This is a genomic window from Streptomyces sp. NPDC025651, assembly GCF_055558735.1.
Window position 1 is genome coordinate 549,988 of record NZ_JBVHLZ010000003.1, and the last position, 18,501, is coordinate 568,488.

13 protein-coding genes are annotated in these 18,501 nt (G+C 71.9%); all 13 read right to left on the bottom strand.

Going from position 1 to position 18,501, the window contains the following annotated elements; genetic code table 11:
* The 13 genes from ACZ4D5_RS14755 to ACZ4D5_RS14815 are packed head-to-tail and all read right to left on the bottom strand — an operon-like array spanning position 1 to position 18,436.
* The gene (locus ACZ4D5_RS14755) at positions 1-663 is read right to left on the bottom strand and encodes a PIG-L deacetylase family protein (protein WP_467772728.1); all 663 of its coding nucleotides are present in this window, start codon (positions 661-663) and stop codon (positions 1-3) included.
* On the bottom strand, positions 660-1,454 hold the full coding sequence (locus ACZ4D5_RS14760; protein ID WP_467772729.1) for a glycosyltransferase family protein: 795 nt from the start codon (positions 1,452-1,454) through the stop codon (positions 660-662). Before ACZ4D5_RS14760 ends, ACZ4D5_RS14755 begins: the two co-directional genes overlap by 4 nt.
* The gene (locus ACZ4D5_RS14765) at positions 1,451-2,704 is read right to left on the bottom strand and encodes a class I SAM-dependent methyltransferase (protein ID WP_467772730.1); all 1,254 of its coding nucleotides are present in this window, start codon (positions 2,702-2,704) and stop codon (positions 1,451-1,453) included. The genes ACZ4D5_RS14760 and ACZ4D5_RS14765 overlap by 4 nt, the downstream gene beginning before the upstream one ends.
* Complete coding sequence (locus tag ACZ4D5_RS14770; RefSeq protein ID WP_467772731.1) at positions 2,701-3,987, bottom strand: glycosyltransferase; 1,287 nt, start codon at positions 3,985-3,987, stop codon at positions 2,701-2,703. The genes ACZ4D5_RS14765 and ACZ4D5_RS14770 overlap by 4 nt, the downstream gene beginning before the upstream one ends.
* A 2-nt stretch (positions 3,988-3,989) precedes the next feature.
* Positions 3,990-5,234 (bottom strand): O-antigen ligase domain-containing protein, encoded by a 1,245-nt coding sequence (locus ACZ4D5_RS14775; protein WP_467772732.1) that lies wholly within the window; start codon positions 5,232-5,234, stop codon positions 3,990-3,992.
* A gap of 1 nt (position 5,235) precedes the next feature.
* Entirely contained in the window at positions 5,236-6,756 is a 1,521-nt protein-coding gene (locus ACZ4D5_RS14780) for a right-handed parallel beta-helix repeat-containing protein (protein ID WP_467772733.1), read from the bottom strand.
* 9 nt (positions 6,757-6,765) lie between these two features.
* Positions 6,766-8,733 (bottom strand): alginate lyase family protein, encoded by a 1,968-nt coding sequence (locus ACZ4D5_RS14785; RefSeq protein ID WP_467772734.1) that lies wholly within the window; start codon positions 8,731-8,733, stop codon positions 6,766-6,768.
* The gene (locus ACZ4D5_RS14790) at positions 8,730-10,904 is read right to left on the bottom strand and encodes a bi-domain-containing oxidoreductase (RefSeq protein ID WP_467772735.1); all 2,175 of its coding nucleotides are present in this window, start codon (positions 10,902-10,904) and stop codon (positions 8,730-8,732) included. The genes ACZ4D5_RS14785 and ACZ4D5_RS14790 overlap by 4 nt, the downstream gene beginning before the upstream one ends.
* 18 nt (positions 10,905-10,922) lie before the next feature.
* Positions 10,923-12,845, bottom strand: a complete 1,923-nt coding sequence (gene asnB / locus ACZ4D5_RS14795) for an asparagine synthase (glutamine-hydrolyzing) (protein ID WP_467772736.1) — start codon at positions 12,843-12,845, stop codon at positions 10,923-10,925.
* Between the two features lie 3 nt (positions 12,846-12,848).
* Entirely contained in the window at positions 12,849-14,459 is a 1,611-nt protein-coding gene (locus ACZ4D5_RS14800) for a Wzz/FepE/Etk N-terminal domain-containing protein (RefSeq protein ID WP_467772737.1), read from the bottom strand.
* Entirely contained in the window at positions 14,456-15,853 is a 1,398-nt protein-coding gene (locus ACZ4D5_RS14805; RefSeq protein WP_467772738.1) for a Wzz/FepE/Etk N-terminal domain-containing protein, read from the bottom strand. Before ACZ4D5_RS14805 ends, ACZ4D5_RS14800 begins: the two co-directional genes overlap by 4 nt.
* Positions 15,850-17,130: a glycosyltransferase family 4 protein gene (locus tag ACZ4D5_RS14810; RefSeq protein ID WP_467772739.1), complete on the bottom strand. Its 1,281-nt coding sequence runs from the start codon at positions 17,128-17,130 to the stop codon at positions 15,850-15,852. The genes ACZ4D5_RS14805 and ACZ4D5_RS14810 overlap by 4 nt, the downstream gene beginning before the upstream one ends.
* Positions 17,120-18,436 (bottom strand): nucleotide sugar dehydrogenase, encoded by a 1,317-nt coding sequence (locus tag ACZ4D5_RS14815; RefSeq protein WP_467772740.1) that lies wholly within the window; start codon positions 18,434-18,436, stop codon positions 17,120-17,122. Before ACZ4D5_RS14815 ends, ACZ4D5_RS14810 begins: the two co-directional genes overlap by 11 nt.
* Positions 18,437-18,501: the final 65 nt, after the last annotated feature.

Sequence of the window (18,501 nt, forward strand, 5' to 3'; positions counted from 1 at the left end):
TCAATCCCCCAGAGTGGAAGTGCCGAGATCGAGCGTGAGCTTGGTGGCGGCGAACGCCTCCGCGTAGCGCGCGTGGCATTCGATGCCGCGGATCCGCGCGAGGCCGAGGAAGGCCTCCCGGTCGTACCAGGGACGGTGCCGCTGCGAGGGGTAGTGCTCCTGCAGCAGCCGCACCTTCTCCTCGGCGACTTCCGCCGACAGCGGCTGGTACGCCGAGGGGCGGCCGAGATCGCCGTCCCACTTGACGATCTCGTAGCCGAGTACGAGGTGGTCGCGGAAGGCGGTGGGCATCAGGCGCGCCAGGCCGCGGTGGTCCTGGTGCGCGTCTTCGGTACGGGGCGCGAGGACCAGGTCAGGGTCGGTCCGCGCGCGCAGTTCCTCCACCGCGGCCTTGGCCTCTTCCCAGTGTGCGGGCATCCGGCCGTCCGGCAGCTTGTGCACGGTCAGGCGCAGATCGGCGCCCGGGCAGAAGGCGGCGAGCGCGGCCCGCTCCTCCTGCTCACGGTCGCCGCCGCCACCGGAGAGCACCAGCGCGTCGACGCGGATGCCGGGGCGTGCGCGGCACATGGTCAGGAGCGTGCCGCCGGCGCCGATGGCGATGTCGTCGCAGTGCGCGCCCACCGCGACGATCCGGTTCAGGGGTCCTGCCCCCAGCCGGATCACGCGCGCGCTCCGACGCGGTCCTGCTCCCACACGGCCCACGGGCGGTCGCCGCGGGCGTAGGCCGCGTCGAGCGCGGCCCGTTCCTTCACGGTGTCGGTGGGCTTCCAGAAGCCGCGGTGCTGGTGCGCCACCAGCCGTCCGCGCTTGGCCAGTTGGGCGCATCCGTCGGCGACCAGGTCCCCGTTCTCCGGGATGTGGTCGAAGACCTCCTGGCGGAGCACGAAGTAGCCGCCGTTCTCCCACAGCGGCATGTCGCTGACCGCGGTGATGCCCCCGACCAGGCCGTCCTCGCCCAGGTCGACGCAGTGGAACGAGGACTGCGGCGGCACCACCATCATCGACGCGCCGGCGTCGCGCCGGGAGAAGTTCTCGATCATGTCCGGCAGCGGGGCGTCGGTGAGCACGTCGGCGTAGTTGGCGAGGAACATCTCGTCGCCGTCCAGGTGGTGGCGCACCCGGCGCAGGCGTTCCCCGATCGGCGACTCGATGCCGGTCTGCGCGAACGTGATCGTCCAGTCGGATATGTCGGTGGACAGGAGCTCGGTCCTCCCGCCGCGCAGCACGAAGTCGTTGGACGTCGTCTCCTCGTAGTTGAGGAAGAAGTCCTTGATGTGGTGGGCGCCGTATCCCAGGCACAGGATGAAGTCCCGGTGGCCGTAGTGCGCGTAGTAGCGCATGACGTGCCAGATCAGCGGCCGCGGGCCGACCATCGCCATCGGCTTGGGCACGTCGTCCGCGGCACCACTACGCATCCGCATCCCGTAACCGCCGCAGAACAGAACGACCTTCATGCTGTGACCTCTTTCAAAGACGCGGCCTCGACGATGCTGAGTTCCGGGATGGGAAAGACCAGGCGGCCGCCCCACTCGTGGACGAAGGACAGCTGCTCGGTCAGTTCGGCGCGCAGGTTCCACGGCAGGACGAGGACGTAGTCCGGCCTGTCGGCGGCGATCTGCTCCGGCGGCAGGATCGGGATGCGGGTGCCCGGGGTGAACCTGCCGTGCTTGTAGGGGTTGCGGTCGACCGTGTACGCCAGCAGGTCGGGCCGGATGCCGCAGTGGTTGAGCAGGGTGTTGCCCTTGCCCGGCGCGCCGTAGCCGACGACCTTCTCGCCGCGCTCGGCCGCTGTGATCAGGAACTTGAGGAGGTCCCTGCGCACCTTGGCGACGCGGGCGGAGAACTCGGTGTACCCGGACAGCTCCTGGAGACCGGCGGCCTTCTCGCGGGCCAGGACGTCGGCCACCCGCCGGGAGGGCTCCCCCGCCACCTCGGAGGGGCGGGCCCACAGCCGGATGGAGCCGCCGTGCGTGGGCAGCAACTCGACGTCCACGAGGGCGAGTCCGCCGCTCGCGAGGGCCCGGATCGCGGACGCGACCGTGTAGTACTGGAAGTGCTCGTGGTAGATCGTGTCGTACTGGTTCTCCTCGATCAGGGTCAGCAGGTGCTGCACCTCGACGGAGACCCAGCCGTCGTCGGCGACCAGGGCGCGCAGCCCCTGGGTGAAGCCGACCACGTCCGGGATGTGCGCGTACACGTTGTTCGCCACGACCAGGTTCGCCGGGCCGTGTTCGGCGCGGACGGCCGCGCCGGTCTCGGGGGACAGGAACTCCGTGAGCGTGGGTACGCCCGCGTCGCGCGCCGCGGCGCCGACGTTCACCGACGGCTCGATGCCGAGACAGCGGATCCCCCGGTCCACCACGTGCTTCAGCAAGTACCCGTCGTTGCTGGCGACTTCGACCACGAAGGCCTCGGGGCCGAGACCCACCCGCTCCGCCGCGTCGGCGACGAACGTGCGCGCGTGCTCCACCCAGGAGGTCGAGAAGGAGGAGAAGTACGCGTACTCGCTGAACGTCTCCTCCGGCGTGATCAGCGGCGGTATCTGCGCCAGCCAGCAGTCGGTGCAGACCCGCAGGTGCAGCGGGTACGCGGGCTCCGGCCTGTCCAGCTGGTCCGCGGCGAGAAAACTCTCGCACGGCGGAGTGGCCCCCAGGTCGACGACGCTCGCCAGCGTCTCCGAGCCGCAGAGTCGGCATCCTGTCATGTGCTTTCCCCATCCCCCCTGCTCACGCGGGTGCCCCGTCGTGAGCCGGTGTTTCCATTTCCTGACGGCAGCGGTCTTTCCCCGCTGCCCGACCGCACCGCGATCGCGGTGCGGTACCCCTCCACCAGGCGTTCGAGGCCGACGGCCGGGCTGAAGCCCTGCTCGTACCGGCGCCGGGCCGCCTGGCCCATCTCCCGGTTGCGCGCCGTGTCGGCCGCGATCCGGCGTATGCGGGACGCGAGCGACGCCGCGTCACCCGGCCGGTGAAGCAGGCCGGTCACCCCGTCCTCGACGAGTTCGACGAAGGCGCCGTGCGCGGCGGCGACGGTCGGCACCCCGGCCGCCATCGCCTCCACGACCACCAGGCCGAACGCCTCCAGCCATGTCGAGGGAGCCACCACGGCAACGGACCCGGCGATGGCCTTCTGGCACGCGACCGTGTCGTACAGGCCGACGTAGCGCACGTCGTCCCGGCCCGCGGCCCAGGCGGTCACCTCCTGCTCCAGCGGCCCCGTCCCCGCGATCACGAGCGGCACGCCCACACCGCCGCCCGCCGCGATCTCGTCCCACGCGGCCATCAGCAGGCGTACGCCCTTGGCCTCCGCGAGCCGCCCGAGATAGAGCACGTGCTCGCCCTCGCCCGCTCGGCGGGCGCACGGCTCCGGCACGAAGTTGTGTTTCACCGCGAGGCGTTCGGCCGGCATGCCGGACCGCACCAGGACGTCGCGCTGCGCGGCGGAGATGCAGAAGAACCGCTCCACGCCGGACCACCACCGCCGCCGGTTGACCTGCAGGCTGACCGCCAACGGCACCGTCGCGAGACGGGAGTTGCGGTAGCAGCCGTGCCGGACGGCGGGCAGCGGCGCCCTGCCGACGCACTCGGTGCACGGCCGGCCGTCCCGCTGCAGCGTGCCGGGCGGGCAGACCTGGGTGTAGTTGTGCAGCGTGGCGACGGCGGGCACCCCGGCGTCGGCGCAGGCGGCGAGGACCGCGGGCGAAAGGAGCGGGAAGACGTTGTGGACGTGGACCACGTCGGGGCGCGAGGCGCGGAGCCGGGCGGCGAGTTCCGTGCGGACCGCCGGGTTCCACGGCACGAGCAGCGGCACCGCGGCCTTTCCCGGCAGGGACCGGCCGGCGATGGAGTCGCTGCGCCGCTCGAACACCTCGACCCGGTGGCCGGCCGCGCGCAGCAGCTCCACCTCCTGGTCGACGACCTTGTTCTCCCCGCTCGGCTGCGCCGATGCGTAGCGGTTGTGCACCACCAGTACGTGAACGCCGTGCATGCTCAGGTCATCTCCGATCTCCGGGCCCATCGAGGGACACGTCGTCGAGGGGCTTCGGGCGTCGGGACCGGGGTGGTGGCCGCGGCGGGTGCCGCGAGGAGCGAGGCGGCCACGGCCAGATGCAGCAGATACGGCGACGCGTCGCCGAGGCCCGCCTCGGTGTACGAGGCGATCGCGCAGTAGCTGATCAGGAAGATCGCGCAGGCCCGCTGCAGCGACGGCGGCCGCAGCAGCGCGACGCCGCCGAGCACGACGATGATCGCCGCCACGATGGCGGTGCCGGTCAGGCCCTGCTCGTGGTAGACGGCCAGCCAGCTGTTGTCGATCGGAAGACCGCCGAACGACTTGTCTCCGAGGCCCATGCCGAACAGCCGCTCCGAGGTGGTCCGGGGGGCCGCGAGGAGGGCGTCCCAGACCTTGGCCCGGCCGGTGAGGCTGGACAGGCCCTCCTCGCTCTGTCCGCGCAGGAACCACGCCTGCAGCGCGGAGGCGAAGCCCACCGCGGCCACCGCGGCGCACAGCAATGCCCAGGCGAAGAACCGGCGGGCGGCCGCGCTGGTCAGGACGAGCGAGCCGATCGCCACCGCAAGGCCCAGGAGCAGGCCGAGCGTGGCCGTACGGGTGTGGGTCAGCGCGAGCAGGACGAGCGACGGCACGATGACGACCGCCGCACCGGCCCGGTCGGTCCTGCGGCCGAGGACGAGCAGCACGGTGAGCCCGATGATCACCGCGGCGTACTGGCCGATCTGCGGCGGGGTGAGCGGCCACAACGCGCCGACGAGACGCCCGCCGTAGAGCTCGGGCCTGGCGGCGCCGGGCGAGATGGCCAGGCCCGCGGCCACCGAGCCGAGGACCACGAAGTACATCCGGATGTGGTGCCGGACGAACGTCAGGCCCCCGTCCCACCAGCGGGTGAGCAGCCACAGCGTGGCGACGAAGAGAGCGAGGCGACCGCAGCGGAACAGCGCGCCGAACCCGGACTCCAGGTCCGCGCTGGCGAGCACGCTCGGCACGACGAGCAGGGTGAGCAGGAACACGAAGGCGCTCGGCCGGATGCGCAGCTGGAGGTTGACCGCGAGCGCCAGCGCGAACGCGGCGACCAGCGCGCCCATGGTGACCATCTGGATGAGGGAGCGGGGCAGCGGGACGATGGTCTTCGCCCCCGCGGAGCCGAGCGTGTTGAGGACGAGCAGCCCCCAGGCCGTGCCGACGATCTTCGAGGTGTGGTCCGTGGCGTGCGGGCTCATCTCAACCACCGTCCCGCGCGCGGAAGGTGCTGCCCTTGTCCTGCCGGTAGGGCGTGCCCTGCCACTCCCCGAAGTCGAGCACCTTGCTGGGGTTGTGGGCCACGAACTTCCAGGGGCCGACGTAGGCGTTGTCGTGCCAGCGGTTGTCCTGCTTGCGGGTGATCGCGTCCGCCACCCGCTCGCCCTGGTAGGGCGACCACTTCGGGTAGGTGCCGTAGTTGGCGAGGACCGCCATGCGGTCGCACCTGGCCGTGCACTCGACGACGGACTTGTCCAGGACGAAGCGGTTGTCGTGGATGTCCACCCGCTGGGTCTTCCACCGGCAGTCGGCGTAGAGCGGGGCAGTGGCGATCTTCGGCCGCGCGCAGCGGTCGGCCTTCTTCACCAGCAGCGTGCAGTCACCGGTCGAGGTGTTGGCCGGGCTGTTGCAGAACCGGTCGGCGTTCTCCCACAGGGTGATCCCGGACCAGTTGTTCTCCAGGACGTTGCGGTCGACGTCGATCTTGTCCGTGCGGGCGCGGATCCGCGGTTCGCCGCCGGACTCGGACAGGTAGATCGTCGCGAACGGGAAGTTGTCGCCGCTCTCGGCCTCCCTGCGGCCCTCGACCCAGTTGTTCTTCCGGATCGTGTTCTTCCGGATGACCGCGTTGTAGCTGGTCTCGTAGATCAGCGCGGCACCGTCGTTGGCCTCGATCAGGTTGTCCTCGATGCGGAAGTCGTTGTTGTTGGTGTCCGCCCACAACCCCGTTCCGCGGTTGTCGTGCACCCAGTTGCCGCGCACGTCGGCGCCGTCGACGGCCCAGAACTTGATGCCTCCGGTGCAGCCGCAGCCCTTCCTCTTCCGCTCCCAGTCACCGGTGTTGTTGCCCACGATCTCGTTGCCCTCGACCACCAGGTCCTTGATGCGGCCCTTGGCCTTGTACGCGTTCATGCCGTACTGGCCGTTGGCGCGCAGGCAGTTGGCGCGGACCCGCTGGCGGGCACCGGCCATCAGCCCGGCGGCCGAGTTGTGCTGGATCGTCGTGTGCTCGATCGTCCACCCGTCGGCCGAGTCGTGGTTGACCACGCCCTCGTCGTGCGGCGCGACGAAACGCTGCACGGTCAGGTGGCGGATCGTGACGTCGGGGGCTCCGCCGCCGAACGCGTACTGGTTCTTCTTCCCACCGTCGAGGACCGCGCCCGGCGCGCCGAGGTAGCGGTTCCCCTTCTTCGGGACCACCTGGGAGTAGCGGTCCGGATCGAGCCTGTGCTTGCCGGGGCGGAGCCAGAACGTGGTGTTCGCAGGGTTGCTCCTGGTCTTCGCGGCCAGGTCGCCGACCACCGCCGGGTCGACCGTCACCGCGCCCTTGGGCGCCTTCTCGGGGCCGGCCGCCGGCTTGGCGCACACCCGGGCCACGGCCGTGGACGGCGCGGCGGTCGGCTCCGGCCGCGCCTGTGGCGCGCCGTCACAGCCGCTCGCCGCCAGCATCGCCAGCGCCAGCGGTGCCGCGGGCAACGCCCAGTGCCGCCACTTGTTCCCCACGCGCCCTCCCTAGCCGCAGAACCTGAGTACGGTGGTGAACCCCTCCGCGCCGTCGGCGACACCGGTGCCGACGAGCGTGGTGGCGGGTTCCTTGCGCCCGAAGCCCGCGGAGTACCAGCCAAGAGGCGGATCGGTCTCGCCGCGATGTGCCTGCCAGGACAGCTGCCCGGGCAGGTCGAGCACCGCGGAGCGGTCCTCGCCGTCCCGGGTCCAGGTGAGCACCGCCCAGTTCCCCACCAGGTCCGCGGCGACGGCCGGGCCGAGGTGGAAGGCCAGGCGTACGGACCGACGCGGGCCGCGCACCTCGTCGACCACGCGCAGCTCCTGGTTCGCGGCGGTCAGCTCCACCCGGCGGCGGTGCACGGAGCGCTGGTATCCGTCGTGCTCGGCGGACCAGCGGGCCGTCCCCCCGTCGGTGACGTCGCAGGTGTCCGCGACCAGGACGCGGCTGCGGGCGTGCCGGGTCCACAGGAACGGTCCGCCGGACTCGGACTGGTCACCGCCGTCCAGCTGCAGGGTGTTGTGGCCGAGGGTCGACCGGAAGTACTGCCGCCACTCGGGCTGCCCGTGGTAGCAGAACGTCCCCGGGTCGGCGAGCACGTCGACCCCGTCGTGCCGCACCTCCACGGACAGCGCGTCCGCGTGGGCGTGCGCGGCGATGGACAGGAAGCCGTGCGGACCGCCGTCGCAGCGGCACCAGATCCCCTCGGGGCCGCGCAGGACGGTGAGCCCCGCGTCGGCGAAGTGGCCCGGTCGGCTTGCCGGGCGGGCCACGGCCCGTGCGGTTGCGGTCTTCGCGTACGGGCTGATGAGCGCGGCAAGGAGCGGGGTGCGGACGTCCGTGCCGGGCACCGCGGGCCACCAGTCGAGCCGGCCGAACACGGCGTCCCCGGTGGCGAGGAGCGAGGCCCAGCGGTCGGTGCCCGCGCCGTCCACGACCAGGCCGTGCCCGTCGTCCGCGTCGCCCTGGCGCGGCGGCCGCAACCGGTCGTCCACGACGGCCGCGAGCGCGTCGGTCATCCGCAGCAGCACGAGGCGGATCGACGCGGGCACCGGCACTCCCGCGGTGTCCGCCTCGGCCACCGCGGCCAGGCCGAGCTCCAGCACAAGTCCGTGGTATTCGCTGGCCAGTTCGCGGTTGATGCCGGACGCGAAGGTATTGCTCCGAAGGTGCCGCTCCAGCGAGCGCAGGGCGCAGGACCGCCAGCGCGCCGACGAGGGGAACCACCCGAACGCGCAGGCCGCGGCGAGTTGCCCGGCGGCCTCGGCGATGACGTGGTTGTTCGCCGAGGACCCCCGGCTGGGGAAGGCGGCCAGCCAGCGCTGGTGGTGCCAGATCTGGTTCAGCGCCACCGGGTTGTCCTCGAAGAGACCGGCCGCGCCCGGCCAGCCGTCGAGCAGCCTGCGGATCCACACCCAGGAGAGGAGACGGATGCCCAGCTCGATGCCGCTGATCCAGTGCACGCCGCGCAGCGGCGGGTTGGCCGTCCACCACGACCGCAGGTGCGCGGCCACCCGCTCGGCGTACCGCTCGTTCCCGGTGACCGCGTAGGCGGCGGCGAGCACGGTGAGGTACTGGTGCCGGGACGGCTCCCAGATCTGCTTGATGTCCCCGACCGCGTCCTCGTTCCGGTACGGCACGTCGAAGGCGTAGCCCCACGGAGCCCGGCGCCCGCTCTTCGGGTCGTACCACCAGTCCGGGTCGGCCAGGTCGTCGCGGACCACCCCGAAGTACTCGGCGTGCCCGGCCATCAGCCGGTCCGCCTCGGCGACCAGACGCTTCGCGGCGTCCGGTGGCACCGCGCCGATCGTCCCCGCGGGCAGCAGCGCGGTGAAGCGGGCGCCGGTCACCCTCGGGCAGTCGGGCCGCGCCGAGCGCCACCGCCGCCTGCGCACCGCGTCGCCCACCCGGCCGCCTATCTCCCGCGGTCCCATCCGGGAGAGGCGTCGCAGGTACCAGCCCGCGCTCATGGTCATCGCGTCCTCGCCAAGGTCACCGGGGCACCGCAGGCCAGGCCCGTCTGCACGGCCAGGGTGGCCGACGTGGTGGCGACCAGCGACGCGAGCGGCACCGGCATCGGCCCGCCGGTCCGCACGGCCTTGACGAACGCGGCCAGTTCGGCGTTCTGGCCCTTGTCCCTCGCCTTGGGCAGCCGGGAGCTGACCCACCGCTTCTGCCCGTACACCGAGGCGCGGACGAAGTCGTCGAGCCGCAGCACCTTGCCGTCCGCGACCAGGTCGAGCGTCTCCTTGGGGAAGCCGGCCGATCCGGTGGTGACGTAGCTGATGGTGGCGGTGGAGCCGTCCGGGTAGCGGAGCACGACCTGCAGGTCCTCGTTGCCGGGCGTGGCAACCGCGTACACCGAGACCGGGTCGGCGCCGAGCAGCCAGCTCGCCGTGTCGATGAAGTGTCCGCCCTCGCCGGCGAACCGCGTGCCCTCGCTGCCCTGTTGGAGGTACCAGCTGCCGTGCTGCAGCCGGCCCGCGTTGACCAGGTAGCGCAGGCTCGCCGGGCCGGTCCGGGCGCCGAACCGGTTCCTGGCCTCCTGGAGGAGCGGCGCGAACCGGCGGTTGAAGCCCACCTGCAGCCGGTCGTTGCCGGACTCCTCCACCGCCGCGAGCACACCGGCCAGCTCGTCCTCGGTGAGGGCCAAGGGCTTCTCCACGAACACCGTCTTGCCGGCGAGGAGCGCCTTCCTGGTGAGTTCGGCGTGCGAGCTGTGCCGGGTGACCACGAACACCGCGTCGATGGACTTGTCGCCGAGCACGGCGTCGAGATCGGTGGTGGCGGCGGCGAAGCCGAACTTCCGCTGCGCGTTGGTCGCGGACAGCGCCGTCGTGGTGACGACGGTCGACAACTCGACGCCGTCGCGCTGCGTCAGGTGCGGCAGCAGCATCGACGTCGCGTAGTTGCCGGCGCCGATGAACGCGAGGCGCACCGGTGACGTGACGGAGCGGGCCGGGGCGGACGTCCGCACGTTCACCGCGGGCACGGCCACTTCCGGGGCCGCCGCCGCGGCGGCGTGCTCGGGGTACCGGAACAGCACGGCGACGGCCTTCAACTCGCCGTCCTTCAGGCGCTGGTACGTCTCGACGGCGTCGTCGAAGTCGGCGACGTGGGAGACCAGGGGCTCCACGTCGACGCGGCCGCGGGCGGCGAGGTCGAGGAAGCACGCCAGGTTGCGCCGCTCGGTCCAGCGCACGTAGCCGACCGGGTAGTCGCGCCCCTCCAGTTCGTACTCCGGGTCGTAACGCCCGGGGCCGTACGACCGCGAGAACCGGACGTCGAGTTCCTTCTCGTAGTACGCGTTCCACGGCAGGTCCAGACGGCACTTGCCGATGTCGACGACCCGGCCGCGGTCCCGGCTCAACTGGGCGGCCAGCTCGACGGGTTGATTGCTGCCGCCGCCCGCGGCCAGGTACACCTGGTCCACGCCGTGCCCGCCGGTGAGCTCGGCCACGGAGCTCACCACGGCCGCGGACGCGGGATCGCCGCAGGCCACCGCGCCCAACCGCGCGGCGAGTTCGCAGCGCGCCGGATCGGGGTCGACCCCCACGACGCGGACCCCGGAGGCGGCGAGCAGCTGCACCACCAGCTGCCCGATCAGGCCGAGGCCGATGACCAGCGCGACGTCGCCGAGTTGCGGCTCGCCGCGGCGCACGCCCTGCATCGCGATCGACCCGACGGTGCCGAAGGCCGCGTGCCGCGGCGCGAGGCCGTCCGGCACCGGCGTGTAGAGGTTCTTCGGCACCCAGTTCAACTCGGCGTGCAGCGCGTGCTCGTTGCCGGCGCAGGCCACGAGGTCGCCGACCTTCACGTCGTCGATCCCGCTGCCGACCTGCTCGACCACCCCGCACAGCGAGTAGCCGAGCGGCGTGTAGGAGTCCAGCTTGCCCATCACCTTGCGGTAGGTGGCGGGCACCCCGTTGGTGGCCACGCTCTGCATGACCTTGGCCACCTGGTCGGGGCGTGAGCGGGCCTTGCCCAGCATCGACATGCCGGCCTCGGACACCTTCATGAGCTCGGTCCCGGTGGATATCAGCGAGTAGGCGGTCCTGACGAGGACACCGCCCGCCTTGCACCCCGGCACCGGAACGTCGAGCACCGCCAGCTCGCCGCTCTTGTAGTTCTGTACAACCTGCTTCACCCGAACTCCTCTGAATTCCTAAGCCGTTGACCGAGTGCTCTGACCGGACCCAGAGGTCGCGTCGCGATACCAGTACTCAAGCGTCAGCACATGCCACAGATGCTTGGAGAAGTCCCGCTGCCCGGCGGCGTCCTCGGCGACCATGCGCGCCAGCGCGTCGCGCCGCAGGAGCCCCGAGCTCACGAGCACCCCGTCGTTGACCACCTCGCGCACCAGCGGCGCCAGGTCCCGGCTCATCCAGGCCCGCAGCGGGGCGCTGAACAGGCCCTTGGGCCGGTACACGATCTCCTTGGGGAGGATCGATGTGGCCGCCTCCTTGAGGACGGCCTTGCCCTGCCGTCCGACGATCTTGCGGTCGCCGGGCACGGCGAACGCCGCCTTCACCACGTCGACGTCCACGTACGGCACCCGCACCTCGGTCGACGCGGCCATGCTGGAGCGGTCCGTGTACGTGAGGTTCAGACCCGGCAGGAACATCCGGGAGTCCCCCAGGCACATGCGGTTCACGAAGTCGTCGAGGTCGTTGTCCTCGTAGACGTCCGCGTGTTCGGTCAGCACGTCGTCGACCGTCCCTGCCAGGTCCGGGGAGACCAGAGCCAGCAGCTCCTCCTGGTCGTACATGGTGTAGCTGCGCCGGAACGCGGTCTCCTCCGGCAGCTCCGCGAAGGAGAGGAACCGCTTCGCGAACCGCACCGACCGGTACCCCCGGCGGGCCGTGGCGACCGGCAGCCGGTCCACCACCCCGGACACCCCGCGCCGCAGGAGCCGCGGAACGCGCTGGTAGCGCAGCGCGATCAGGTTGGCCAGGTGCTTGCGGTACCCGGCGAACAGTTCGTCGGCGCCCATCCCCGAGAGCATCACCTTGACCCCGGCCTCCCGGGCGGCCTGGCAGATCAGAAACGTGTTGATCGCCGCCGGGTCGCCGATCGGCTCGTCCAGGCTGTACGTCATCTGCGGCAGCAGGTCGAGCACGTTCGGGGCGATCTCGATCTCGTGCAGGTCGACGCCGAACCGCTCGGCCACCTGCCGGGCGTAGCGCAGGTCGTCCGGCATCGCCTCGAACTTGGCGTCCTCGGCGCGGAATCCGATCGTGTACGCGGAGATCCCGGGCTGGTGGCGGGCCGCGAGGGCGGTCAGGTAGCTGGAGTCGAGGCCACCGGAGAGGAAGGTCGCCACGGGTACGTCGGACAGCAGGTGCCGCCGGGTCGACTCCTCGACGACGGCGGCCAGATCCGGCTGCCCGGCGCCGCGCGCCTCGTGGGCGACGTCCCGGAGGTTCCAGTACTGCCCGCGCTCCACCCGCCCGTCCGGCCGGCACCGCAGCCAGCTCCCCGGCGGCAGCTTCTCCGCCTCGCGGAACGCGCAGCGCGAGTCGGGCACCCAGTAGTAGAGGAGCGAGGCCACCAGTGCCGCGTGGTCCACCTCCAGCGGGCCGCCGGTCGCGGCGGCGAGCGCCTTGAGCTCGGAGGCGAACACCAGGCCCTCGCCGCGCCGGAGCAGGAACAGCGGCTTGATGCCCAACTGATCGCGCGCGAGCACCAGTTCACCGGTGCGCTCGTCGAAGATGCCGAACGCGAACATGCCGCGCAGCCGGGGCAGGCAGTCGGTGCCCCAGCGCCGCCAGGCCTCCAGGAGGACCTCGGTGTCGGACGTACCCCGGAAGCGCACCCCGGCGGCCGCCAACTCGGCCCGCAGCTCGGGCGCGTTGTACAGCTCTCCGTTGTACGTGAGGGAGAGGCCGTCCGAGACCATCGGCTGGGCGCCGGTCTCGGACAGGTCGATGATGGCCAACCGGCGGTGCCCCAGGTGCACTTCGCCGTCACCGGCGGGATGGCCGTACCGGCCCGCCCCGTCCGGGCCGCGATGGGCCAGGGTGTCGGTGAGCCGGTCGGTCACGACCTTCCCGTCCGGCCACCGGTAGGTACCTGCTATGCCACACACGTCTTACCGCGCCTCCTGGTCGGTGTCCGGGACACGTCCCCGGGCTCTCAACTCCGTTCGAGCAGGGGAGGCCCCACTGCCCCATGACGGCCGCTCCGTCCTCAGCCGGCCCTCCCCCACTGCCTCGACGGCGTGGGAGGTACCCCCCTCGTTCTGCCGGGCGAGACGCTCGCTGTGCCCCCGCAGTGCGATCCGCAGCCCGTCCCACAGCGTGCCGTCGGTCCGGTCCCGCGGATCGGGGTCGATCAGCACCACACCGATCACCGGGATGCGCTGGTCCGCGAGTTGCCGCGCCACGGTGTGCAGCCATGAGGCGCTGCCGTGTCCGGCACGCACGACGAGCACGGTCCGACCGCCGAGGTACTGGAGGTCGGTCCACGCCGTGCCGGGCGCGACCGAGCCGACGCCGAGCCTGCGCATCTGACGCGGCAGGGCCGCGGCGCGCTCGCCGCTGACCACGTCCGGGTCTCCTGGATTGCGGCGGTCGGCGACCTGCGGTCGCGGCAGGCCGTCGATGACGACGACCGGTTCCTCCGTCGCCAGTGCCCTCGCGACGTTCAGGGCGATCACGCTCGTGCTGTGCGCGCAGCCCAGTTCGAGCAGCGACACCGGTTCCGACGAGCCGCGCACCACGCGGACCAGGGTCGTGGTGAGCCGTTCGCGTGCCGCCCTGGTCCGCCGCGGCTGCCACGGCCAGATCGGCCGGCGGGGCAGGCGGCGCAGCTCCGCGATGACCGAGGCACCGAGGTTCGCCGCGATCTCCCGGCGCAGCACGGGCCGGTCGGCCACCACCGCGCCGACCGCGGCCACCGCGAGCCCGAGGACCAGGCCGAGGGCGAGGCCGATCACGGCGTTGGTGCCCGCGGCCTTGGGCAGGGAGTGCCGCACCGCCCGCGGGGCGTCCACGATCTGGGTGCCGGCGACGAGCTTGGGCGTGCCGACGCGCGCTTCCTCGGCGCGCTGGTCGAAGTCGGCGATCCGCGAGTTGAGTTCGGCCCGGCGGGCGAAGAGCGACTCGATGCTCGCCGAGTCCTTCGGGTCGCTGGTCTGCGGCGAGCGGTTGCCGATCGTCCTGTTGACCCCGGCGAGTTCCTTGCGCATGCGGTCGCGCTGGTCGAGCAGGGCCTTGGCCTCGGCCTTCGCGGCCTCCCGCATCCGCTTGACGTGGTCGGCGACGAACGCGTTCGCCAGCGCCTCGGCGCGGGCCACCGCGTCCTGTTCGCTGTCGGCCGTCACGTCGATGCGCAGGAGGTTGTTGGTCAGGCCGGTGCCCCGGTAGTCCTGCATGAAGTCCTCGGGCTTCTCCGTGGACTTGAGGGACCGCAGGGCCTCCTCGGCGATCCGTGTGGTCCCGAGCAGTTCGACGTCGGTGCGGATCAGCGTTCCGGTGTCGTTCGGCTGGTCGTCCTCATGCGCCACGAGGATCTTGGTCGCCGCGCTCGGCGGGGGCGGCATCACGACCGCCACCGCGGCGCCGACCAGGAAGCCGAGGAGGGCGAGGGCGCACCACAGGCGACGGCGTCTGCGCACCGCCACCACCAGTGCGTGCAGGTCGAAGAGCGGGGTGGCGCCCGACGGCTCCGATGTCTCGTCCGTCGTCTTGTACGTCGTCACAGCGAACCTCCCCTCGCGTCGTCGCCCACCGCGAGAACCGGCGTGGCGTGCGGCGCCGGACGACCGGCGTCCGGCGTCGGACGGGCCCGGACCGCTCCGGCCAGGACGATGCCGACCACCTCGTGTCTGCCGTCCGCACACGCCTCGGCGATGCCCGCGAGCTCCCCCGCCGTCCAGTTGCCCGCGCTGAGCACGATCAGGGCGCCGGACTCGGTGCTGCGATCAGGCACCAGTGGCCGGGTCACCGAGACCCCCACCACGCGCATCATGGGGTAGCCCCTGCTCGCAGAGCTCGGGGAAGGGTCGCTCTCGGCCTCGGCGACGAGCTGCGCGGCGGCCCTGCGGGCGATCTCGTCGCCCTCCGGTACGACCACGAGGAGGCGCCGGGGGGCGGGCAGCTTCGCCCGGAGGCGGGCGCACACCCGCCGGTAGCGGATCCGGGTGCTGGCCTCGTCGCCCGGCATCCGCGGGGTCGGCACGTCCCACCGGGTGTCGACGCCGAGCAGCCGGCGGATCCAGGCCCGCGGGCCGAGGCCTCTGGGCCGGTAGCCGGGCCGTTCTCCCGGCACGTCGACGGTGCCGAGGAGCGTCGAGCCGAGCGCCGCGGCGATCTCCTGCTCGGTACGCAGCCGGCGGCTCGCCCGTGCCGTGGCGAGATGGCCGATGACCGCGCACAGGAGGAACAACAGCGCCCCGGCGACGACCAGTTGCGTCCGCGTCGGCGGCGCCTCGCCGGTGGGCTTGGCCGCAGGGCCCATCACGACCATGTTGGCCTTGCCGCTCGCCGGGTCGGCCTCGTCCAGCTTCTTCATGGCGCTCTGCAGGGCGGTGCGCAGCTTCTCGAGCTCGGTGCGGGCCTGCACGCTCTCCACGGTTCTGCCGGGATCGGCCGCCTTGGCCAGGTCGCTGATGCGGCGGTTGGTCTGCGCCACCTTCTCCCGCAGTTCCTCGGGTCCCTCCGCCGCGTCGGCGCCGGGGTCCTCGCCCGCGATCCGCGCGGCGAACGTGACGAACTGCTCGGCCACCTGGTCGGAGAGCCGCTGCGCGCGCTCCGGGGTCTCGGCCGTACCCGAGATCTTGATGATGTTTCCGTCGGCGGCCTCGGCGCTCACTCTGTCCTGCAGCTCGCTGCCGCCGACACCGCTCCAGTCGAGCGTGTCGGCCGCGCGGTCGACCACCGCCGAACTGGCCGCGATCTCGGCCTGGGTGAGCAGCTCGCGCTCCTCCCACTGCCCCGCGAGGAGCACCGAGGTCGACGTCGTGTAGCTCGGCGGGAACAGCAGCGAGGTTCCGTAGCCCACCAGTGCCCCCACCACGGCGACGATGGCGAGAAGCCGCCAGCGCCGACGGAAGATCCGCCCGATCGTCACCAGGCGTATTGCGTCATCACTCAACGCCGCTGCCTCCTCTGTGCCCGGGCCGGGTCGCCCGCCGGCACCCGAGCACGGTCACGGCAGGCTGCGGCGTAGGCGGCGAGCAGCGACGCCTGCGAGTTCCGCCAGGAGAGCTGCCCGCTGATCCGCTCCTGACCCACCTTCCCCATGCGGGCCCGCTCCTCAGGATCGTCCAGCAACCGCGCGATGAGACCGGCGAATTCGGCCTCGTCGTCGGCGGCCGCGTAGACGGCGGCGTCACCTGCGGAGACTCTCGCCTCCTTCAGGTCGAACGAGACGATCGGCCGGCCCATGACCATGTACTCCAGGGCCTTGTTCATGGTCGACACGTCGTTGAGCGGGTTGCACGGGTCGGGCGAGAGGCACACGTCCGCGGTGGACAGGTAGCGCACCAGGTCGGCGTCCGGAATGCGCCCGGTGAACTGCACCTGCTCGGTGAGACCGAGCTGCCGGGACAGCTCCACCATGTCGTCGAAGGCGTCGCCCGCGCCGACGAACACGGCGTGCCAGTCGGTGCGTCCGACCTCGTCGCGCAGCTTCGCGAGGGCCCGCAGGGCGTAGTCGACACCGTCCTGCGGTCCCATCACGCCGAGGTAGCACAGCAGATGGGGCTTGCCGCGCTTGAGCTCCGGCTCGGGCGGCACCGGGTGGAACCGGTCGATGTCGGGCGCGCTGCGCACCACGAAGACGTCCTCGGGCCGCTTGCCGCCGCGGCGCACCGCGACGTCCCGGTAGCTCTCGTTCGTGGCGAGCACGATGTCCGCGGCCCGGTAGGTCCGCCGTTCCAGGGCGCACACGGCGCGGTAGAGCAGGTCCTTGCCCCGGTCGAACCGGGAGAGGTACAGCTCGGGCACCAGGTCGTGCTGGTCGAAGACGAACCGCGCGCCGCGCCGCGTCAGCCACCGTGCGGGCAGGAACAGCAGGTCGGGCGGGTTGCAGGCGTGGACCACGTGGACCGGGCCGACCTTACGGGCGAGGCGGGCCGTGTGCCACAGCGCGGAGCCGTACTCCCGCAGATACCCGGCGGGCCCTCCGGTGGCCGCGCGCAACGGGTAGCGGTGGATCCGCACCCCGTCGATCACCGCCTCCGGCTCCGTGTCCCTCTTCTCTCCCCGGGGGCAGATGACGTGGACCTCCCAGCCCGCGTCGCGCAGCGTCGTGCACTCCTGCCACACCCGCCGGTCGAACGGCACCGACAGGTTCTCCACCAGGATCAGCGCGCGGCGGCCCTTGCGGGTTCCACCGGCTGTGTCACCGAACGATGTATTACCAAGCAAGGCCCACGTACCCCGGTTCGGTCCGACGCGCCTCGGCGTCGGGAAGGCGGATGAGATCGACGATCACGGGTCCTTCGCCATGGGGCAGCGCGGAGAGGACGGCCTCGTCCTTGGTCCCGACCAGGCACACGTCGGCGTGCTCGAGCACCTCGTCGACGGAGTCCGCGAGCAGCTGTCCGAGGTGCGGAAGGCGGGTCTCGATGTACTCGCGGTTGGCGCCGAGCAGCCGGGAGAGGCTCACGTTGGCGTCGTAGATCTTCAGGTCGTACCCCTTGCCGAAGAGCCGCTCCGCCAGCTCGACGAGCGGACTCTCGCGCAGGTCGTCCGTGCCGGGCTTGAAGGACAGGCCGAACAGGCCCACCCGGCGCTTGCCGGTGCGCTCGACCAGGTCCACCGCGCGCTGCAGATGGTCGGCGTTGGAGGGCAGCACGTGGGCGAGGATGGGCACCGAGACGTCGGCCCGCTGTGCCGCGTGGACCAGGCTGCGCAGGTCCTTGGGCAGGCAGGAGCCGCCGAAGGCGAAGCCGGGCCGCAGATAGGCGGGGCTGATGTTCAGCTTGCGGTCGGCCAGGAACACGTCCATCACCTGGTGCGAGTCGACGCCGAGCGCCTGGCACACCGCGCCCAGCTCGTTCGCGAAGCCGATCTTGAGGCCGTGGAACGCGTTGTCCGCGTACTTGATCGCCTCGGCCGCCGGGACCGGCACCCGGAACACCTCGCCGGGCAGGCCCTCGTAGAGCGCCGCCACCACGTCGCCGCTCTCCCGGTCGAGCTCGCCGATGACGGTCTTGGGCGGGTCGAAGAAGTCCCGCACGCTCGTACCCTCGCGCAGGAACTCCGGGTTGACCGCGACCCCGAAGTCCACCCCTGCCGTGCCGCTCGCGTACTTCTCCAGGATCGGCACGAGCAGGTTCAGGCAGGTGCCGGGGAGCATGGTGCTGCGGAACACGACGGTCTGCCGCCCGCCCCGCTCGGCCACCGCGGCACCGATCTCCTCGGTGACCCGCTCCAAGTACGTGGTGCACAGGCTGCCGTTGGGCTCCGACGGCGTGCCCACGCAGATCAGCGACACCTCGCTGTTCATGATGGCCTCGCGGACGTCACGGGTGGCGCGCAGCGCTCCGCTGCGCACGACCTCGGCGACGAGCTCGCCGATCCGCTCCTCGACCACCGGTGCCTTGCCGTCGTTGACCAGGTCGACCTTGACCTGGTTGACGTCCACGCCGATGACCTCGTGCCCCAGACTGGCCAGGCACGCGGCCGACACACAGCCCACGTAGCCGAGCCCTAAGACGCTGACCTTCATATTCCGTTCCTCCCCCCAGGCATGCCCTTCCGGCTTGCCTTCCGTGCGCCGGTCGGACGACGCCC